This window comes from Telluria sp. LT2P80, from assembly GCF_059685955.1.
In genome coordinates this window covers 1-15,724 of record NZ_JCASIO010000006.1, presented here as the reverse complement: position 1 = coordinate 15,724, position 15,724 = coordinate 1, and the positions used below count along the sequence as shown (strand labels likewise).

At 62.9% G+C, this 15,724-nt stretch carries 12 protein-coding genes and 1 pseudogene; 2 read left to right on the top strand and 11 right to left on the bottom strand.

Annotation, left to right across the window (positions count from 1 at the left end):
- Positions 1–128 precede the first annotated feature (128 nt).
- The 10 genes from rpsJ to AC56LW_RS15825 all read right to left on the bottom strand — a co-directional run bounded on the left by rpsJ (position 129) and on the right by AC56LW_RS15825 (position 9,835).
- Positions 129–443 carry a 30S ribosomal protein S10 gene (rpsJ, locus tag AC56LW_RS15870; protein ID WP_183554295.1) on the bottom strand — a complete coding sequence of 105 codons (315 nt, stop codon included), beginning with the start codon at positions 441–443 and terminating at the stop codon, positions 129–131.
- A 189-nt stretch (positions 444–632) separates the two neighbouring features.
- The gene (tuf, locus tag AC56LW_RS15865; protein WP_183554297.1) at positions 633–1,826 is read right to left on the bottom strand and encodes an elongation factor Tu; all 1,194 of its coding nucleotides are present in this window, start codon (positions 1,824–1,826) and stop codon (positions 633–635) included.
- An 84-nt stretch (positions 1,827–1,910) separates the two neighbouring features.
- On the bottom strand, positions 1,911–4,016 hold the full coding sequence (gene fusA / locus AC56LW_RS15860; protein ID WP_499635920.1) for an elongation factor G: 2,106 nt from the start codon (positions 4,014–4,016) through the stop codon (positions 1,911–1,913).
- Positions 4,017–4,146: 130 nt separating this feature from the next.
- Positions 4,147–4,617, bottom strand: coding sequence for a 30S ribosomal protein S7 (gene rpsG / locus AC56LW_RS15855; RefSeq protein WP_183554302.1), 471 nt, complete (start codon positions 4,615–4,617; stop codon positions 4,147–4,149).
- 135 nt (positions 4,618–4,752) lie between these two features.
- Positions 4,753–5,136: a 30S ribosomal protein S12 gene (rpsL, locus tag AC56LW_RS15850; RefSeq protein ID WP_005663517.1), complete on the bottom strand. Its 384-nt coding sequence runs from the start codon at positions 5,134–5,136 to the stop codon at positions 4,753–4,755.
- 271 nt (positions 5,137–5,407) lie between these two features.
- Positions 5,408–6,295, bottom strand: a complete 888-nt coding sequence (locus tag AC56LW_RS15845) for a LysR family transcriptional regulator (protein ID WP_499456431.1) — start codon at positions 6,293–6,295, stop codon at positions 5,408–5,410.
- A 52-nt stretch (positions 6,296–6,347) separates the two neighbouring features.
- On the bottom strand, positions 6,348–7,322 hold the full coding sequence (locus AC56LW_RS15840) for an alpha/beta hydrolase (RefSeq protein WP_499635916.1): 975 nt from the start codon (positions 7,320–7,322) through the stop codon (positions 6,348–6,350).
- A 31-nt stretch (positions 7,323–7,353) separates the two neighbouring features.
- Positions 7,354–7,848 (bottom strand): hypothetical protein, encoded by a 495-nt coding sequence (locus AC56LW_RS15835; RefSeq protein WP_499635913.1) that lies wholly within the window; start codon positions 7,846–7,848, stop codon positions 7,354–7,356.
- A 62-nt stretch (positions 7,849–7,910) separates the two neighbouring features.
- A complete protein-coding gene (locus tag AC56LW_RS15830; protein ID WP_499635910.1) occupies positions 7,911–8,969 on the bottom strand; it encodes an AraC family transcriptional regulator in 1,059 nt (352 codons plus the stop codon).
- Positions 8,966–9,835 (bottom strand): GGDEF domain-containing protein, encoded by an 870-nt coding sequence (locus tag AC56LW_RS15825; RefSeq protein WP_499635907.1) that lies wholly within the window; start codon positions 9,833–9,835, stop codon positions 8,966–8,968. Before AC56LW_RS15825 ends, AC56LW_RS15830 begins: the two co-directional genes overlap by 4 nt.
- Positions 9,836–10,127: 292 nt before the next feature.
- Between AC56LW_RS15825 and AC56LW_RS15820 the strand changes: the two genes are divergently transcribed.
- The gene (locus AC56LW_RS15820; protein ID WP_499635904.1) at positions 10,128–12,629 is read left to right on the top strand and encodes a TonB-dependent receptor; all 2,502 of its coding nucleotides are present in this window, start codon (positions 10,128–10,130) and stop codon (positions 12,627–12,629) included.
- Positions 12,629–14,488 carry a phytase gene (locus tag AC56LW_RS15815; protein WP_499635902.1) on the top strand — a complete coding sequence of 620 codons (1,860 nt, stop codon included), beginning with the start codon at positions 12,629–12,631 and terminating at the stop codon, positions 14,486–14,488. Before AC56LW_RS15820 ends, AC56LW_RS15815 begins: the two co-directional genes overlap by 1 nt.
- A gap of 9 nt (positions 14,489–14,497) precedes the next feature.
- Here AC56LW_RS15815 and AC56LW_RS15810 read toward each other — a convergent pair.
- A pseudogene (locus AC56LW_RS15810) lies at positions 14,498–14,713 on the bottom strand (IS5/IS1182 family transposase); the annotation flags it as partial.
- Between the last annotated feature and the right edge of the window lie 1,011 nt (positions 14,714–15,724).

The window sequence follows — 15,724 nt, the reverse complement described above, 5'->3', positions numbered from 1 at the left end:
GAGCGTAGTTCATGCACCCGGCATGATGATCACTGGGTCCAGAAATGACAAAAGCCAGGTTGCCCGCAATGCGGTCAACCTGGCTTCTTGCAGCATCGGCGGCCAATGCCGCCAATACTTAAATGCGATTACTGCAGTTTGATTTCGACATCGACGCCAGCTGGCAGGTCGAGCTTCATCAGTGCGTCAACGGTCTTGTCGGTTGGGTCCACGATGTCCATCAGACGCTGGTGCGTACGGATTTCGAACTGGTCGCGCGAGGTCTTGTTCACGTGTGGCGAACGCAGCACGTCGAAACGCTGGATACGGGTTGGCAGTGGGACTGGGCCTTTGACGACGGCGCCGGTGCGCTTCGCGGTCTCGACGATTTCCAGGGCCGACTGGTCAATCAGCTTGTAGTCGAATGCTTTCAGGCGAATACGGATTTTCTGGTTAGCGGACATGCGATTTCCTTTAAAAGAACGTTCCGGCTTGGTGCCGGCAATGTGGTCGAGATACTTCGTTACTGCACAAGAGGCGGGAGTATAACATCGTTCCCACCCAAACAGATGGGGACAGACCGAAAAGTCTGTCCCCATCGTTGTGTCAATCAGACTCTCCCGAAAGAGAGCCGATCCACCATCTTGCCCTGATTAGTTAGGCAGGATTTTTGCAACAACGCCGGCGCCGACGGTACGGCCGCCTTCGCGGATTGCGAAGCGCAGACCTTCTTCCATCGCGATCGGGTTGATCAGCTTGACGGTGATCGACACGTTGTCGCCTGGCATGACCATTTCTTTGTCTGCTGGCAGCTCGATCGAACCGGTCACGTCAGTCGTACGGAAGTAGAACTGTGGACGATAGTTGTTGAAGAACGGGGTGTGACGGCCGCCTTCGTCTTTCGACAGAACGTAGATCTCGCCGGTGAAGTGGTTGTGCGGCTTGATCGAACCTGGCTTTGCCAGGACCTGACCACGCTGGACATCTTCACGCTTGGTACCGCGCAGCAGCAGGCCGACGTTGTCGCCAGCTTGACCCTGGTCCAGCAGCTTGCGGAACATTTCCACGCCGGTGCAAGTGGTCTTAACGGTGTCGATGATGCCGACGATTTCGATTTCTTCGCCGACTTTGACAACGCCGCGCTCGACACGACCGGTCACAACGGTACCGCGACCCGAGATCGAGAACACGTCTTCCACTGGCATCAGGAACGCGCCATCAACAGCGCGCTCTGGCGTTGGGATGTAGGTGTCCAGTGCTTCGGCCAGACGGGTGATGCATTCTTCACCCATTTCGCCCGGCTTGCCTTCGAGGGCCATACGTGCCGAACCCTTGATGATTGGGACGTCGTCGCCTGGGAACTCGTACTTCGACAGAAGCTCACGAACTTCCATTTCGACCAGTTCCAGCAGTTCTGCGTCGTCGACCAGGTCGCACTTGTTCAGGAACACGATGATGTACGGAACGCCAACCTGACGGGCCAGCAGGATGTGCTCGCGGGTCTGTGGCATTGGGCCGTCAGCAGCCGAGCACACCAGGATCGCGCCGTCCATCTGCGCAGCACCGGTAATCATGTTCTTGATGTAGTCGGCGTGGCCTGGGCAGTCAACGTGTGCGTAGTGACGGTTTTCGGTTTCGTACTCGACGTGCGCGGTGTTGATGGTGATGCCGCGTGCTTTTTCTTCCGGTGCCGCATCGATCTGATCGTAGGCCTTGGCTTCACCGCCGAATTTCTTCGACAGGACGGTTGCGATAGCAGCCGTCAGGGTGGTTTTGCCGTGGTCAACGTGACCGATGGTGCCGACGTTGACGTGCGGCTTGGTCCGTTCGAATTTACCTTTTGCCATTTCCAGATTCCTTTAAAGAAACGATATGTTCTGTTTAAAGGGAGACAGGACGTCCCGTCTCCCTTGAATTGCTTGTATTGCTGATTACTTCGACTTGGCAGTGACGATAGCGTCAATCACGTGCTTAGGCGCTTCCGTATAGTGCTTGAATTCCATCGTGTAGGTCGCACGGCCCTGGGTCGCCGAACGCAGCGAGGTCGAGTAACCAAACATTTCCGACAGTGGCACTTCGGCTTTGATGATCTTGCCGCCGCCGCCTGGAATTTCGTCCATACCCTGCACCATACCGCGACGCGACGACAGATCGCCCATCACGTTACCGGCGTAGTCTTCCGGCGTTTCGACTTCGACCGACATCATCGGCTCGAGGATGACAGGGTTGGCTTTACGGCAGCCGTCCTTGAATGCCATCGAACCGGCCATGCGGAACGCGTTTTCGTTCGAGTCAACGTCGTGGTACGAACCGAAGGTCAGGGTCACTTTGACGTCAACCACTGGGTAACCGGCCAGCACGCCCGAGGTCAGGGTTTCGCGCACACCTTTTTCGACTGCAGGGATGTATTCGCGTGGAACCACACCGCCCTTGATCGCGTCGATGAACTCGAAGCCTTTGCCCGGCTCTTGCGGCTCGATCGTCAGGACTGCGTGACCGTACTGACCACGACCGCCCGACTGCTTGACGAACTTGCCTTCGACGTCGGTGACTGCCTTGCGGATCGTTTCGCGGTACGCAACCTGTGGCTTGCCGACAGTTGCTTCCACGTTGAATTCGCGCTTCATGCGGTCAACGATAATTTCCAGGTGCAGCTCGCCCATACCACCGATGATGGTCTGGCCCGATTCTTCATCGGTACGCACGCGGAACGACGGATCTTCTTGTGCCAGGCGGTTCAGTGCCAGGCCCATTTTTTCCTGGTCGGCCTTGGTTTTTGGCTCGACTGCCTGCTGAATCACCGGCTCAGGGAAGACCATCTTTTCCAGCGTGATGATCGACGATGGATCGCACAGGGTTTCGCCCGTGGTTGCATCTTTCAGGCCGACCGCAGCGGCGATGTCGCCGGCGTGGACTTCCTTGATTTCTTCGCGCTGGTTCGCGTGCATCTGCAGAATACGACCAAGACGTTCTTTCTTGTTCTTGATCGGATTGTAGACGGTGTCGCCCGACTTGATCGTGCCCGAGTAGACGCGGAAGAAGATCAGCTGACCAACGAACGGGTCGGTCATGATCTTGAATGCCAGCGCCGAGAATTTCTCGTCGTCCTTGGCTTCACGAATGACTGGCTCGTCGTCTTCATCCACACCCTTGACTGGCGGAATGTCGATTGGCGATGGCAGGTATTCGATCACGCCGTCGAGCATGGCTTGCACGCCCTTGTTCTTGAACGCGGTGCCGCACATCATCGGGACGATTTCCGACGCGATGGTACGCTGGCGCAGAGCGGCCTTGATCTCTTCTTCCGAGAGGTCGCCTTCGTCCAGATACTTGTTCATCAGCTCTTCGTTCGCTTCAGCAGCGGTCTCGACGAGCTTTTCACGCCATTCGTTGGCTTCGTCCTGCAGTTCTGCAGGGATATCGCGGTAGTCGAATTTCATGCCCTGCGACGCGTCGTCCCAGTACACGGCCTTCATCTTGACCAGATCGACCACGCCCAGGAAGTTCTCTTCGGCGCCGATCGGGATCTGCAGCGGAATCGGGTTTGCCTTCAGGCGAGCACGCATCTGCTCGTAGACCTTGAAGAAGTTCGCGCCGGTACGGTCCATCTTGTTGACGAAGGCCAGACGTGGAACTTTGTACTTGTTAGCCTGACGCCACACGGTTTCCGACTGTGGCTGCACGCCGCCGACTGCGCAGTAAACCATGCAGGCGCCGTCGAGCACGCGCATCGAGCGTTCGACTTCAATGGTGAAGTCAACGTGGCCCGGGGTGTCGATGATGTTGATGTGGTGCGGGGCGAAGTTGTTGGCCATACCGCTCCAGAAGCAGGTCGTCGCTGCCGAAGTAATGGTAATGCCGCGCTCTTGCTCTTGCTCCATCCAGTCCATCGTCGCTGCGCCATCGTGCACTTCGCCGATTTTGTGGTTGACGCCCGTGTAGAACAGGACGCGCTCGGTGGTGGTGGTTTTACCAGCATCGATGTGAGCCGAAATACCGATGTTGCGGTAGCGCTCGATGGGGGTCTTGCGTGCCATAATTTTTCCTAAATCTTTGAATGGACAAAACCGAGCATCATCTTGATGATCAAAATGAGCCCGGCCTGAACAACAGATACTACGGGGACGTTAGCACAAGGAAATAATCCCCCTACCTTCGCCCTTTTGCTTAGAAGCGGAAGTGCGAGAACGCCTTGTTCGCTTCTGCCATACGGTGCACTTCGTCACGACGCTTCATCGCGCCGCCGCGGCCTTCAGCCGCTTCCAGCAGTTCACCACCCAGACGTTGCGGCATGGATTTTTCGCTGCGCTTGTTTGCGGCTTCGCGCAACCAACGCATGGACAGCGCCATACGACGAACCGGACGAACTTCCACTGGCACCTGGTAGTTGGCGCCACCGACACGGCGGGACTTGACTTCCACCAGCGGCTTAGCGTTGTTGATCGCGGTCGTGAACACTTCCAGCGGGTCTTTGCCCGACTTGGATTGAATGTGTTCGAATGCACCGTAGATGATGTTTTCTGCAACCGACTTTTTGCCGGACAGCATCAGAACGTTGACGAATTTGGCGACATCCTGGTTACCGAATTTTGGATCCGGCAGGATTTCGCGCTTGGGTACTTCACGACGACGTGGCATTTCAATTCCTTCATGTCTTCAGTTGAGTGCACGCTGTGCACTCGCGAAAGGCCCTCTTGACCCTTCACTTACTCGGCCTTGCGGCCGGCTCAACTTATCTAATTAATGTGACGTGTCTGTGACACGACCATAGAATTACTTCTTAGCAGCCTTAGCACGCTTCGCGCCGTACTTCGAGCGAGCTTGCTTACGGTCTTTGACGCCCTGGGTATCCAGTGCACCGCGAACCATGTGGTAACGCACACCTGGCAAGTCTTTAACACGACCGCCGCGCAGCAGCACGACACTGTGTTCTTGCAGGTTGTGGCCTTCACCGCCGATGTACGAAATGACTTCGAAACCGTTGGTCAGACGCACTTTGGCGACTTTACGCAGCGCCGAGTTTGGCTTCTTAGGCGTGGTGGTGTACACACGGGTGCACACGCCGCGCTTTTGCGGGCAGTTTTCCAGTGCCGGCGACTTGCTCTTCACAACCGCAGCTTCACGCGGTTTGCGAATCAGTTGATTGATGGTTGGCATCGTTCCTAATCCAACAAAGTACTACTCATTAATGACCCGAACCTGCAACGTGCTGATCCGGGGACTGAAACCTAGTCCCGATGACAATGACAAAGACAGGCGACGAAAGCCACTCAGTAAATGGAGCGGCTGCGAATGCGTATACGATGTGCAGAATAAATCGAGAACCTGCGAGTATAGACGCATTGTGATGATGGGTCAACCAGTTTGCTGATTTTGCAGGCAGTCGTTCGCCGTCTTGACGCAGACCGTGGTCGATGTGGCATCACTGCTACAACTCGGCGTGCCGGGCGATCTCGACAAACGCATCCAGGTACGTGGTGCCGGCATCGACTTCGCGCGTGCCCAGGAAAATCTGCTTGAACACGCCCGCCTCCCCCAGCCGCACGGGCGCCACCGGCATGCGGCCCGCGTATTCCTCGACCAGCCAGCGCGGCAGCGCCGCCACGCCGCGACCGCTGGCCACCATCTGCAGCATGATGTCGGTGGTCTCGATTGCCTTGCGCTCGCGCGGAGCGCAGCCGGCCGGCACGAAGAACTGGTTGTAGATGTCGAGCCGCTCGATATCGACCGGGTACGTGATCAGGACCTCATCGGACAAGTCGCGCGGCGTCGCATGCGCGCGCCCGGCCAGCCGATGTCCGCTGTGCACTACCAGCACCTGCTCGAAGTCGAATACGGGCACGAAGCGCAGCCCCGGCTTGAACAGCGGATCGGGCGTGACGAGCAAGTCGATCTCGTAGCCCAGCAGCGCCTTCAGGCCGCCGAACTGGAAACGCTGCTTGACGTCGACATCGACCTCGGGCCACGCAGCCAGATAGGGTTCGACCACTTTCAGCAGCCACTGGTAGCACGGATGGCACTCCATCCCGATGCGCAGCGATCCGCGCTCGCCACGCGCGTAGGCAAGCATCTGGCCTTCGGCATGTTCGAGCTGCGGCAGCACCCGCTCGGCCAGCGCCAGCAGCGCGTGGCCAGCCTGGGTCAGGCGCAGCGAGCGGCCTTCGCGCGTCCACACCGGCGTGCCCAGCCCCACTTCGAGCTTCTTGACTGCGTGGCTCAGCGCCGACTGGGTCAGGCACAGCACGTCGGCAGCGGCGGTCAGTGAACCGCGGCGATCGACCTCGCGGATGATGGACAGGTGAATGCGTTCGATCATGGGGCAGGCGCAGAATGGATGGATGGGCGTATCGATGTGGCCGGGAAAGCCATCAAGGCGCGGGCGCGGCGCCCTGCTGCAAAAAGTCGGCGATCGACTTCACCAGCAAGGGCGAAACAGGCAAGCTCGGGTCGCCATAGCTGGCCACCTGCAGTTCCGCCACCGCGCGCACGTGCTTGAACACGTGGTTCATGCCCGGAATGATCGCCAGCTTCGCCCCCGGGCGGGCGCCGTGCAGCCGGTTGGCCTGCACCACGTCCACCTGGATATCGGTATTGCCCTGCACGACCAGCACTGGCATGGTCAGCTCCGCGATGCGCTGCGCCGGCACATACTTGAACCACGAAATCAGATACGGCTGCACGCTCGGCCGGAACAGCATTGCCAGCGCCGGCGGCACCGGATCGACGACCACGCCGCTTTCCAGCGACACCAGAATGCGCTCGCTTTCCTTCTCCAGCTCGGGTGGCAGCTTGCCTTCGAGCTGCTTGCGCATCAGCGTCGACGCGCCATCGGCAATGCCGGCAATCGACACGAATGCCGCCGCATCGGCCTGCCGCGCCGCCAGCATCCCGATCAGCGAGCCTTCGCTGTGCCCGATCACGGCCACCGACGCGAAGCGCGGATCGGCCTTGAGTCTCGCGATCCAGGCCGCCGCATCGTCGACGAACATCTCGAAGCGCAGCGCCGATTCGGCAGAACCGGCCGCATGGCTGTCACCGATCCCGCGCTTGTCGTAGCGGACCGTCGCGATGCCGGCGTCGGCCAGCCCGGCGGCCAGCAGTTTGAGACTGTCGTTGCGGCCCGGGATCATCGAGCTGTTGCCGTCACGGTCCGTCGGGCCCGAACCGGCAATCAGCAAGGCCACGCGCGGCTTGTCGGCCCCCGCCGGCAGTTCGAGCGTCCCGGCCAGCTGCCCGGTGGGCGTGTCGAGCGTGATCGGTGTCTCGGCCGCATGGGTCTGTGAAGCGATACCACCGATGAACAGCAGCAGGCTGCAAAGACGAACGGCGAAGTTGGCGGACATGGCATCCCTCATGCGTGGTTGGACTGCGCTTTCAGGCCGCGGCGGCAACAATGCCCTGCTCACGGCAAAATTCGATGATGCGCTGCAGCGCGGCCTCGGCCTCGTGCTCTTCCAGGCCGATGCCGAAGTGGTAGCGATGGGTGGCAGTATCGATCTCGATGCGGCCCTGGCCAAAGCCCAGCGCATCCCATTTGCCCTCCGGCGTCCATGCCTCATGTTTGGGCAACAGGCGCACGGCGCGTATTTCGTGGACCATGAGCGCCAGCGGCACCGACGACGGCAAGCTGCCTTCGCGCGCGATGTACAGCGCATCCCGGAACACGAAATTGCGATACAGCGCCCACGCCGCCAGGACCATGATGACCAGCGCGCCGACGGTCAGCAACATGAATCCGAACGACCCGTCGTGCTCCCAGCCATTGCCCAGGCCCGACGCCACGACCCAGACGAAGACCACCGACATGAACGCCGGGAAGCCACGTTTCTGGGTGGGACAAACGATATGCAAGGTGGGACTGGGACGCATTCCTCTTCTTCGGCGGCGACAATGACCGCGCACGATACCATTTTCGCGGCAGTGCAGCGAAATCAGACGTGCTGCAGGCGCCCTGCGAACCAGCCCAGCTCTCCGGCCAGCGCAGCGCGGATCGGTCCCGGGGTGAGGCCCGTCCAGCGCTTGAACGAGCGCCGGAAGTTGGCCACGTCATGAAAGCCCAGGTGGCGCGCCACCGCGTCATTGTCGGCGCCCTCGGCCTGGAACAGCCAGAGCGCCACGTGCGTGCGCACCCCGTCGAGCTCACCCTGGAAATGGGTATGGTGCCGCAGCAGCTGGCGCTTGAAGGTGGCCGGGCTGACGCCGAAGTCGCCCGCCGTGCGCTCGAGCGTGGGCGCGTCGCGCTCGAGCGTGGGCGCGTCGCGCACGCGCGCCAGCAGGTAATCGTAGAGCGCCGCCAGCAGGCCGGGCGCCTCGCGGGGTTCCAGTTCGGCCGCCTGGTGCGCCAGGCGCGCTGCCATCTCGCTGGCGCGCGGCCATGGCCGGTCGAGCCAGCCGGACGGCAGCAGCATCGCGTCGAGCTGGCAGCCGAAGCGCAGTTCGGCGCCAAGATGAACATGATGCTGCTCGATGTGGCGCGGCGCGCCGCGATTGAAGCAGAAGCGCCACGGCAGGCGCTCCCCGCCCAGCCAGCGGCACAGCGCCACTACGGCGGTCATGTGCATCTCGACCAGCGCCGGCCGCAGGCTCGGCGCGCCATACGCATCGACCCAGTACAGCAGCGCTACGTCGTCCCAGGTCTCGAAGCGCGGGCGCAGCAGCGGCGTCAGGCCGGCGTGGAAGCGGCACAGCGTCTGCAGCAGCGTGCGCAGGTTCGGCGCCTGCGCCAGCGCGTGGCTGGCGGCGCCGTCGTGCCCTGGCAGCAGTTGCTGGCCCAGCATGAAGCTGGTGTCCGGGCTGTCCAGCAGGCGCAGGGTGTTCGCCAGCTGCTGCAGGTACTGGCCAGCGGATGTTGCGCTGCCGGCGCCCGGGTCGCCGCATCCGCGCAGCAGGTCGGCGTCAAGCGCATCGCGCGAGCGGCCGTATTCCAGCGCCAGCGCGCTGTGACGGCGCGCCGCGGGCGAGGCTGCCGTGGCGGCCTGCCAGGCGATCACGCGGGGTCCATCTGACGATCCATCTGCCGGCACAGCGCGCTAAGGAGGGCATCGGGCGCGCCGCACGCCGGCGCGCAGCCATGGCGCAGCGTGATGTGCACCCGGCCGCCCGGTGCGTGGTGGCGCATTGACGACACCATGCGGCACAGGTGGTCGGCGGCGGCGCGCGCCTCGGGTTCGCCCAGGCCCGGCATCAGCACGGCAAAGCGGTCACCCGCATAGCGGCACAGCAGGTCGTCGTTGCGCAGGTTCAGCAGCAGCATGTGGGCGACCGCCTGCAGCGCGCGGTCGCCCTCGGGCTGGCCGTGCTCACGGTTGATGCGGTGGAAGGCGTCGATATCGAACAGCACCAGCGAGCCAACGCCGTCCGTCCGTTTGCTCTCGATATGCAGCTGCGCGCGCAGGTAGGCCGCATCGGCCAGCTGGGTGATGCGGTCGAACGGTCGGTGGTTGCGAAACAGCCGTTCGCGCTTGCGCATGTGGTCCGACAGCGTGGCCTGCTCGCGCCGCCAGTACACCATGCCGGCGGTCAGGACCAGCATCCCCAGCGGCAGCAGCGCCTCCAGCACGTTGTCCCACAGCGCCGACTTCTCGACATCGAACACTTCATCCAGGCAGTCGGCCCACGACCCCAGCATGATGCAGGCCAGGCCGCCGGCCAGCAGCCGCGTGACCACGCCGTCGGGCCGGCTGGCCAGCACCAATCCGCACCACAGCGCCGCCAGCAGGGCCGTGCCGCCCTCGCTGGCGATGTCCACAAGATCCCATGCCGCGAACGGGATGGCCGGACCGGCGCCGGCAAACAGAAACACAACGGCGCCGAGCAGGCCGGCGATCAACAGAGCTTGGCGAATCAGGGGAGACATGGGCGGCGCGGTCAGGGAAGATCGCCGGAACATAGCGCAACCAGATGACCGCAGGATGACAGGATGGCAAAACTGTGGCGCCATGGCACAGGGTCAAAACAGCTCACATAAAACCGCGCAGGGCATCCCGGCTCACTGCCCACCCGGTGGTGTTGTCAAAGCCGGCAGGGTCAATTCGGCTCAGGCACACCGTGCACCGCGCCAGACACGGGATAACGACCGGAAGTCGTCACCGATAGGTCACATTCAGGCACCAGAATCCGCCGCATCCCAACCGATTGGATTCTCCCCCATGCGCCACTTTGCCCTCCCCGCTCTTACCGCAGGCCTGCTGGCTGCTGCCGGCGTGCACGCCGCCGAACCGGCCAGCGTGATCGTCACCGGCCAGCGCGCCAGCCTGGCGCGCGCCATCGCCGCCCAGGAGCAGGCTGACAATATCGTCAGTGTCGTCAGCAGCGACGACATCGGCCACCTGCCGGACAAGAACGCGGCCGAAGCGCTGGCGCGGATGCCCGGCGTCTCGGTCCAGCGTGACCAGGGCGAAGGCCGCTACGTCGTGGTGCGCGGCCTGGATGCCGACTACAACAGCGTGACCATCAACGGCGCGCTGGTGCCGTCGCCGGAAGCGACGCGCCGCGCGGTGGCGCTGGACGTGCTGCCGGCCGGGATGATCCGCTCACTCGAAGTGACCAAGTCAGCCACGCCGGACCAGGATGCCAATTCGCTTGGCGGCAGCGTCGAGGTCAAGACCTTGTCCGCGTTCGACCTGCCAGGCAAATTGCTGAACGTCGGCGCAGCAGTCGGCCACGACACCAACACGGGCCAGAACAGCCCGAGCGCCAACCTGCTGTGGGCTCAGCGCTTCATGGACGGCAAACTGGGCGTGGCCGCCGGCATCTCGGGCGAAAAGCGCAAGTTCGGTTCGGACAACGTGGAAACGGGCGGCGACTGGAACGGCAAGCGCCTGGCCGGCTTCGAGCTGCGCGACTACCTGCCCACGCGCGAACGCCGCGCTGGCGCCATCAACCTCGACTACCGCCCGGACGCGGCGACGAGCTACGCACTGCGCGGTTTCATCAGCCGCTTCTCGGACGAAGAATCGCGCGACCGCATGACGATCGGCGATTTCGAAGGCAATGAAGACGGCGTGCTCGAAGGTGAGACGGACACTGCTACCGTCGAGCGCCGCCTGCGCCAGCGCAAGTACACGCAAGAGATCCGCTCGCTCACCGGCTCGCTCGATCGCCGCATGGGCCAGTACTGGAAGCTGCACGCCGAAGCGGCGGCCAGCAGCGCCACCGACAAGACGCCGGATGCGATTGCCGATGCACGCTTCACCAACCTCGAGAGCTTCGATGGCATCGGCTTCACCAATCCCCGCACGCCGCACCTGATCGCCCCCGCCGGCGTGGCCGACGCCGCCAACTACGAGCTCGATTCGTTCGCGCTCGAACGCGCCTCGGCCAAAGACAGCACCCGCCAGCTGCGCCTGGACCTGCAGCGCGACTTCGACGTCGGCGACTGGAACGGCGCCGTCAAGTTCGGCGCCAAGACCACGCGCCGCGACAAGAAGACCGACACCGAAGCCTGGGAATACGGCAGCGACGACCCGACCGATGGCGATTACTTCGGCGCCGGCCCGACCTCGATGAGCGCGTTTGTGAATGGCACGCGCCTGAACTACCCGTTCGGCAATCTTGGTTATGCGATCGATCCGGCCCTGGTGCGTGCACGCCTGGCCGGCCTGGCACGCGACCCGGCCCGCGTGGCCGTCGATTCGGCGCTGGACGACTTCAAGCTGCAGGAAGACATCGACGCCGCCTACCTGCAAACGAGCCTGCGCCGCGGTGCCTGGTCGCTGCTGGCCGGCGTACGGGCCGAGCGCACGCGCTTTACAGCCGATGGCTCGCAAGTGGCCGATGACGTCATCACACCGCGCTCCGCCAGCCGCTCGTACACGAACTGGCTGCCGGGCGTGCACCTGCGTTTCGATGTCGATCAGGCCACCAGCGTGCGCGCTGCGTGGAGCAACTCGGTCGTGCGCGCCAACTTCGCCCAGCTGGCACCGGGCGTGAGCCTGGACGGCGACGACGAAGCGACGATCGGCAACCCTGACCTGGCGCCGCTGCGCTCGCACAACCTGGACCTGGGCATCGAGCGCGTGATTGGCGGCGATGGCGTGGTCTCGGCCTATGTCTTCACCAAGGCTATTCGCGACTTCACTTACACCACCGACCTGGCCGGCAGCGGAGAATGGGCTGACTACGCGAGCGCGATCTCGTACAAGAACGGCGACAAGGCGCGCGTGCGCGGCATCGAGCTGGCCTGGCAGCAGCCGCTGCGCATGCTGCCGGCGCCATTCAACGGTCTGCTGGTCGGCATCAACGGCAGCATCACCAATTCGCGCGCCACGATCGACAGCGCCGATGGCGACGGTGGCCGCGCCGCGCACACGATCCGCATGCCGGGCCAGTCGAACCGCGTCGGCAACGTGATGCTCGGCTACGAAGCCGGCCCGTTCAGCGCGCGCCTGGCGATGAACTACAAGTCGCCGTACCTGCTGGAGCTGGGCGAGGATACGCTGGACGCGACGCAGGACCGCTTCGTCGACACCCAGAAGCAGCTGGACCTGTCGATGTCCTGGAAGCTGGACAAGCGCTGGCAGGTCACGTTCGACGCCAGCAACCTGAATAACGAACATTACTATGTGTACCTGGGCGACAAGTCGCGCAATGCGCAGCACGAACAATACGGCCGCACCTACAAGATCGGCCTGAAAGCGAGCATCTTCTGATGAACAAGACCGTGTCTCCGATCCTGCACGCCGTCCTGCTGGCCTGCTCCCTGGCCGCACCGGCATGGGGCGCCGCACCCAATATCCCGGCCACGCTGAACGACGCCGAAGAACTGGCCGCGCTGCCCGGCGGCGGCTGGCTGGCTCTCGACAAGCGCGCGCTGCGCCTGATCGGCGCCGATGGCCGCGAACGCGCCAGCCTGCAACTGCGTGGTGAACGACTCGACCTGCGCCCGCTGGATGGCGGCGCGCTGGCCATCGTCATCGACGCCAACGCCGAACGCGCGCTGCCGGTGCGGATCGATGTCAAGGCCGGCACACTGCGCGCACTGCCCGTGCTGCCGGACACGGGCTTTGGCATCGAGGCGGCCTGCCTGTACCGCGATGCGCAGCAGCTCGACTACGTGTTCCTCGTTGCGAAGGATGGCCAGGCCCAGCAGTGGCTGCTGGGTAGCGGCGGCAGTGGTGCCAGCAGCGAACACCGGCTGGTGCGCCGCCTGGCGCTGCCGTCCGGCGTCGAGACATGCCGCGTCGACGATGCGCATGGCACGCTGTTCGCGGCCGAAGAAGGCATGGGCCTGTGGGCGTATGGCGCCGATGCCGAAGGTCCGCCGGCCCGCGCCCCAGTGGCGCTGCAGGCGCCGCACGGTCGCTTGACGGGTGAACTGACGGCGCTGGCGGTGCTGCCGGGCGGCGTGGCCGCGATCGACGACAAGGGCGCCCTGCTGACCTGGAAGCGCGACGGCAAGCGCTGGCGCGCGCTGCCGGCCCGCCCGCTCGGCGCGCAGCAACTGGTGGCGCTCGCGCCGGCGTCCGACAAGCTGGCCGTGCGCACGAAGCAAGGCTGGCAAGCCCCGGCGCTGGCCTGGAAGGCCGGCAGCGCGCCGCCCAAACGCCTGCCGATCGTGCTGCCGCGCATGCAGACCGAACCCGTCGCGCAGCTGGGCGACGCGGCCGACGATCCGGCGATCTGGGTCCATCCGACCGATCCTGCCAAATCGCGCATCCTGGGCACCAACAAGAAACAGGGCATGCTGGTGTATGACCTGCAGGGCCGCCAGACGCAATTGCTGGCAGCCGGTCGCCTGAACAACGTCGACCTGCGCCAGGATGTACGCTTTGGCAGCGAGCGCTTTGACCTGGCCGTGGCCACCCAGCGCGACGAGCAGGCGATGGTGCTGTTTGCGATCGATGCGAACGGCGAGCTGCGCGAAGCGGCGCGCCTGCCCACCGGCCTGGGCGACATCTACGGCACCTGCCTGCTGCGCACACCCGAAGGTGGGCTCGACGCGTTCGTCAACGACAAGGATGGCCGTTACGAGCATTACCAGATCACGCGCAGTGGGGGCCAGTTCGGCGCACGGCTGGCGCGCACGTTCAAGCTCGCATCGCAGCCGGAAGGTTGCGTGGCGGACGACCGCAGCGGCCTGCTGTTCGTGGGCGAAGAAGACCGCGGCCTGTGGGTGACGTCGGCGCGCGCCGATCAACCGGCAATGCTAAAAATGGTGATGCCGGTGGGCGAATGGCTGCACGACGATGTCGAGGGCATGGGCATCTACCATGGCGCAAAACGCAGCTATCTGGTCGTGTCGAGCCAGGGCAACAACAGCTACGTGGTGTTCGATGCGGCGGCGCCGTTTGCCGTGCGCGGCGCGTTCCGGGTGGGGCTCGATGCGGTCAACGGCATCGATGGCGCGTCCGAGACCGATGGACTCGACGTAACGTCGGCCAATCTGGGCGGCCCGTTCGCGCGTGGCATGCTGGTGGTGCACGACGGGTACAAGCGCATGCCGGACGGGGCGCAGAACTACAAGGCCGTGGCGTGGGACGATATCGCCAGGGCTTTGCAGCTCGACTAAGAGCACCTGACAAAACCGTTCGACATACCCCCAACAGATGAGCGAGCAGGCAGGTGAAAGGAATGCCTGATGGATGCCTGCTCGTCGCTCATGTCGTATGCGCAGTCTGCTAAAGCGGTGTAGCCAACCTACGGTGCGTTCGACGACCCGCCGCCATCGGCCGAGCCGTTCGCGCGCCTCTACGTCATGGCGCGCGATTCGAGCTGCAATGCCCGATGGCGTCAGCTTTGCAGCTTGTCGAGCTGGAGAAGTCACACACTGTCTCGACCGGCAGTTGTCGACCCATAGAAGACGTCCAACCCAACCCTTGAGCTGGCCCTGCTAGACTTTTTCGGGCTTTGCAACGAGAACCCATGGAATAGAAAACGGACCTGTCAGAGCGACTGTGATGTCTCTTAAGGCAGTTCTTTTCAAAAGGCGTCGTTTAGCAATCAGGTGGCAAGCCACTCCCGAGAGCACCCAAATCAAAGCTGGTATGTATGCAGACAAGATGAACTCCAGATAGTAGTCGCGTCGAATATAACCGATGACGGCATGCTTAAGTTGGCAACGCAATTTGGGATCGGCCGTTGCCTTGACCGTCCGCTTTTGGCCGAACCCGGTCGTTCGCGTCAGCTTAGCAGGTTACCCGGGATGAAAAGCACTGACCGTTACGACAGGCCGCTACTGACCTTTTGCGTAAATTACCTAGCTAGCGACTTCAACCGCTCAATGTTGCCGCCTTACGTCGCCGATTCCTGCTCAGGCGGCCATGGCCGAATCGTGTGCCTTCGTTGATCTTCAAGCGACCAGCTCAGAGGGCGACCTTTGGAGCAAAACCAAGGACAACCCCTGTGCGACCCACCGCTCATAGTGAGCCACATTATCGTCGTAGCCGTACTCGCAGCCACAGCAACGGCAGATCTCGAATGAGTGTCGCAGGTCTTCCGGTGAATCAAATCCAAGACCAGGACCGTAGCCGCAAACCGGACAGTAATCAATCACCATGACGATCCCACTTTTTAGCTACGGATTTTCCAGCCTGCTACCCAAAATGACACGCGTCCGCTGAATAGTGGCAGATATTGCTAACGACCGCTTTTGGCCGAAATCGGCCAGTCGTTGTCAGGCTGGTTTCGACCCAGGCTGTGTAAAAACACCACTTCGTGTAAACGAAACCGGTTGAGGAAACGTTAAGCCAGTATCTCATCAATGCAGGGGCCAGATGAAACGCTTTATTGAAGGTGAAGACCGCGG

What these genes read in the sequence shown, in the direction of transcription:
- AC56LW_RS15820 (WP_499635904.1), top strand. Translation starts at nt 10,128, where the DNA reads ATGCGCCACTTTGCCCTCCCCGCTCTTACCGCAGGCCTGCTGGCTGCT.
- AC56LW_RS15815 (WP_499635902.1), top strand. Translation starts at nt 12,629, where the DNA reads ATGAACAAGACCGTGTCTCCGATCCTGCACGCCGTCCTGCTGGCCTGC.
- tuf (WP_183554297.1), bottom strand. Translation starts at nt 1,826, where the DNA reads ATGGCAAAAGGTAAATTCGAACGGACCAAGCCGCACGTCAACGTCGGC.
- fusA (WP_499635920.1), bottom strand. Translation starts at nt 4,016, where the DNA reads ATGGCACGCAAGACCCCCATCGAGCGCTACCGCAACATCGGTATTTCG.
- rpsG (WP_183554302.1), bottom strand. Translation starts at nt 4,617, where the DNA reads ATGCCACGTCGTCGTGAAGTACCCAAGCGCGAAATCCTGCCGGATCCA.
- AC56LW_RS15845 (WP_499456431.1), bottom strand. Translation starts at nt 6,295, where the DNA reads ATGATCGAACGCATTCACCTGTCCATCATCCGCGAGGTCGATCGCCGC.
- AC56LW_RS15840 (WP_499635916.1), bottom strand. Translation starts at nt 7,322, where the DNA reads ATGTCCGCCAACTTCGCCGTTCGTCTTTGCAGCCTGCTGCTGTTCATC.
- AC56LW_RS15835 (WP_499635913.1), bottom strand. Translation starts at nt 7,848, where the DNA reads ATGCGTCCCAGTCCCACCTTGCATATCGTTTGTCCCACCCAGAAACGT.
- AC56LW_RS15825 (WP_499635907.1), bottom strand. Translation starts at nt 9,835, where the DNA reads ATGTCTCCCCTGATTCGCCAAGCTCTGTTGATCGCCGGCCTGCTCGGC.
- rpsL (WP_005663517.1), bottom strand. Translation starts at nt 5,136, where the DNA reads ATGCCAACCATCAATCAACTGATTCGCAAACCGCGTGAAGCTGCGGTT.
- rpsJ (WP_183554295.1), bottom strand. Translation starts at nt 443, where the DNA reads ATGTCCGCTAACCAGAAAATCCGTATTCGCCTGAAAGCATTCGACTAC.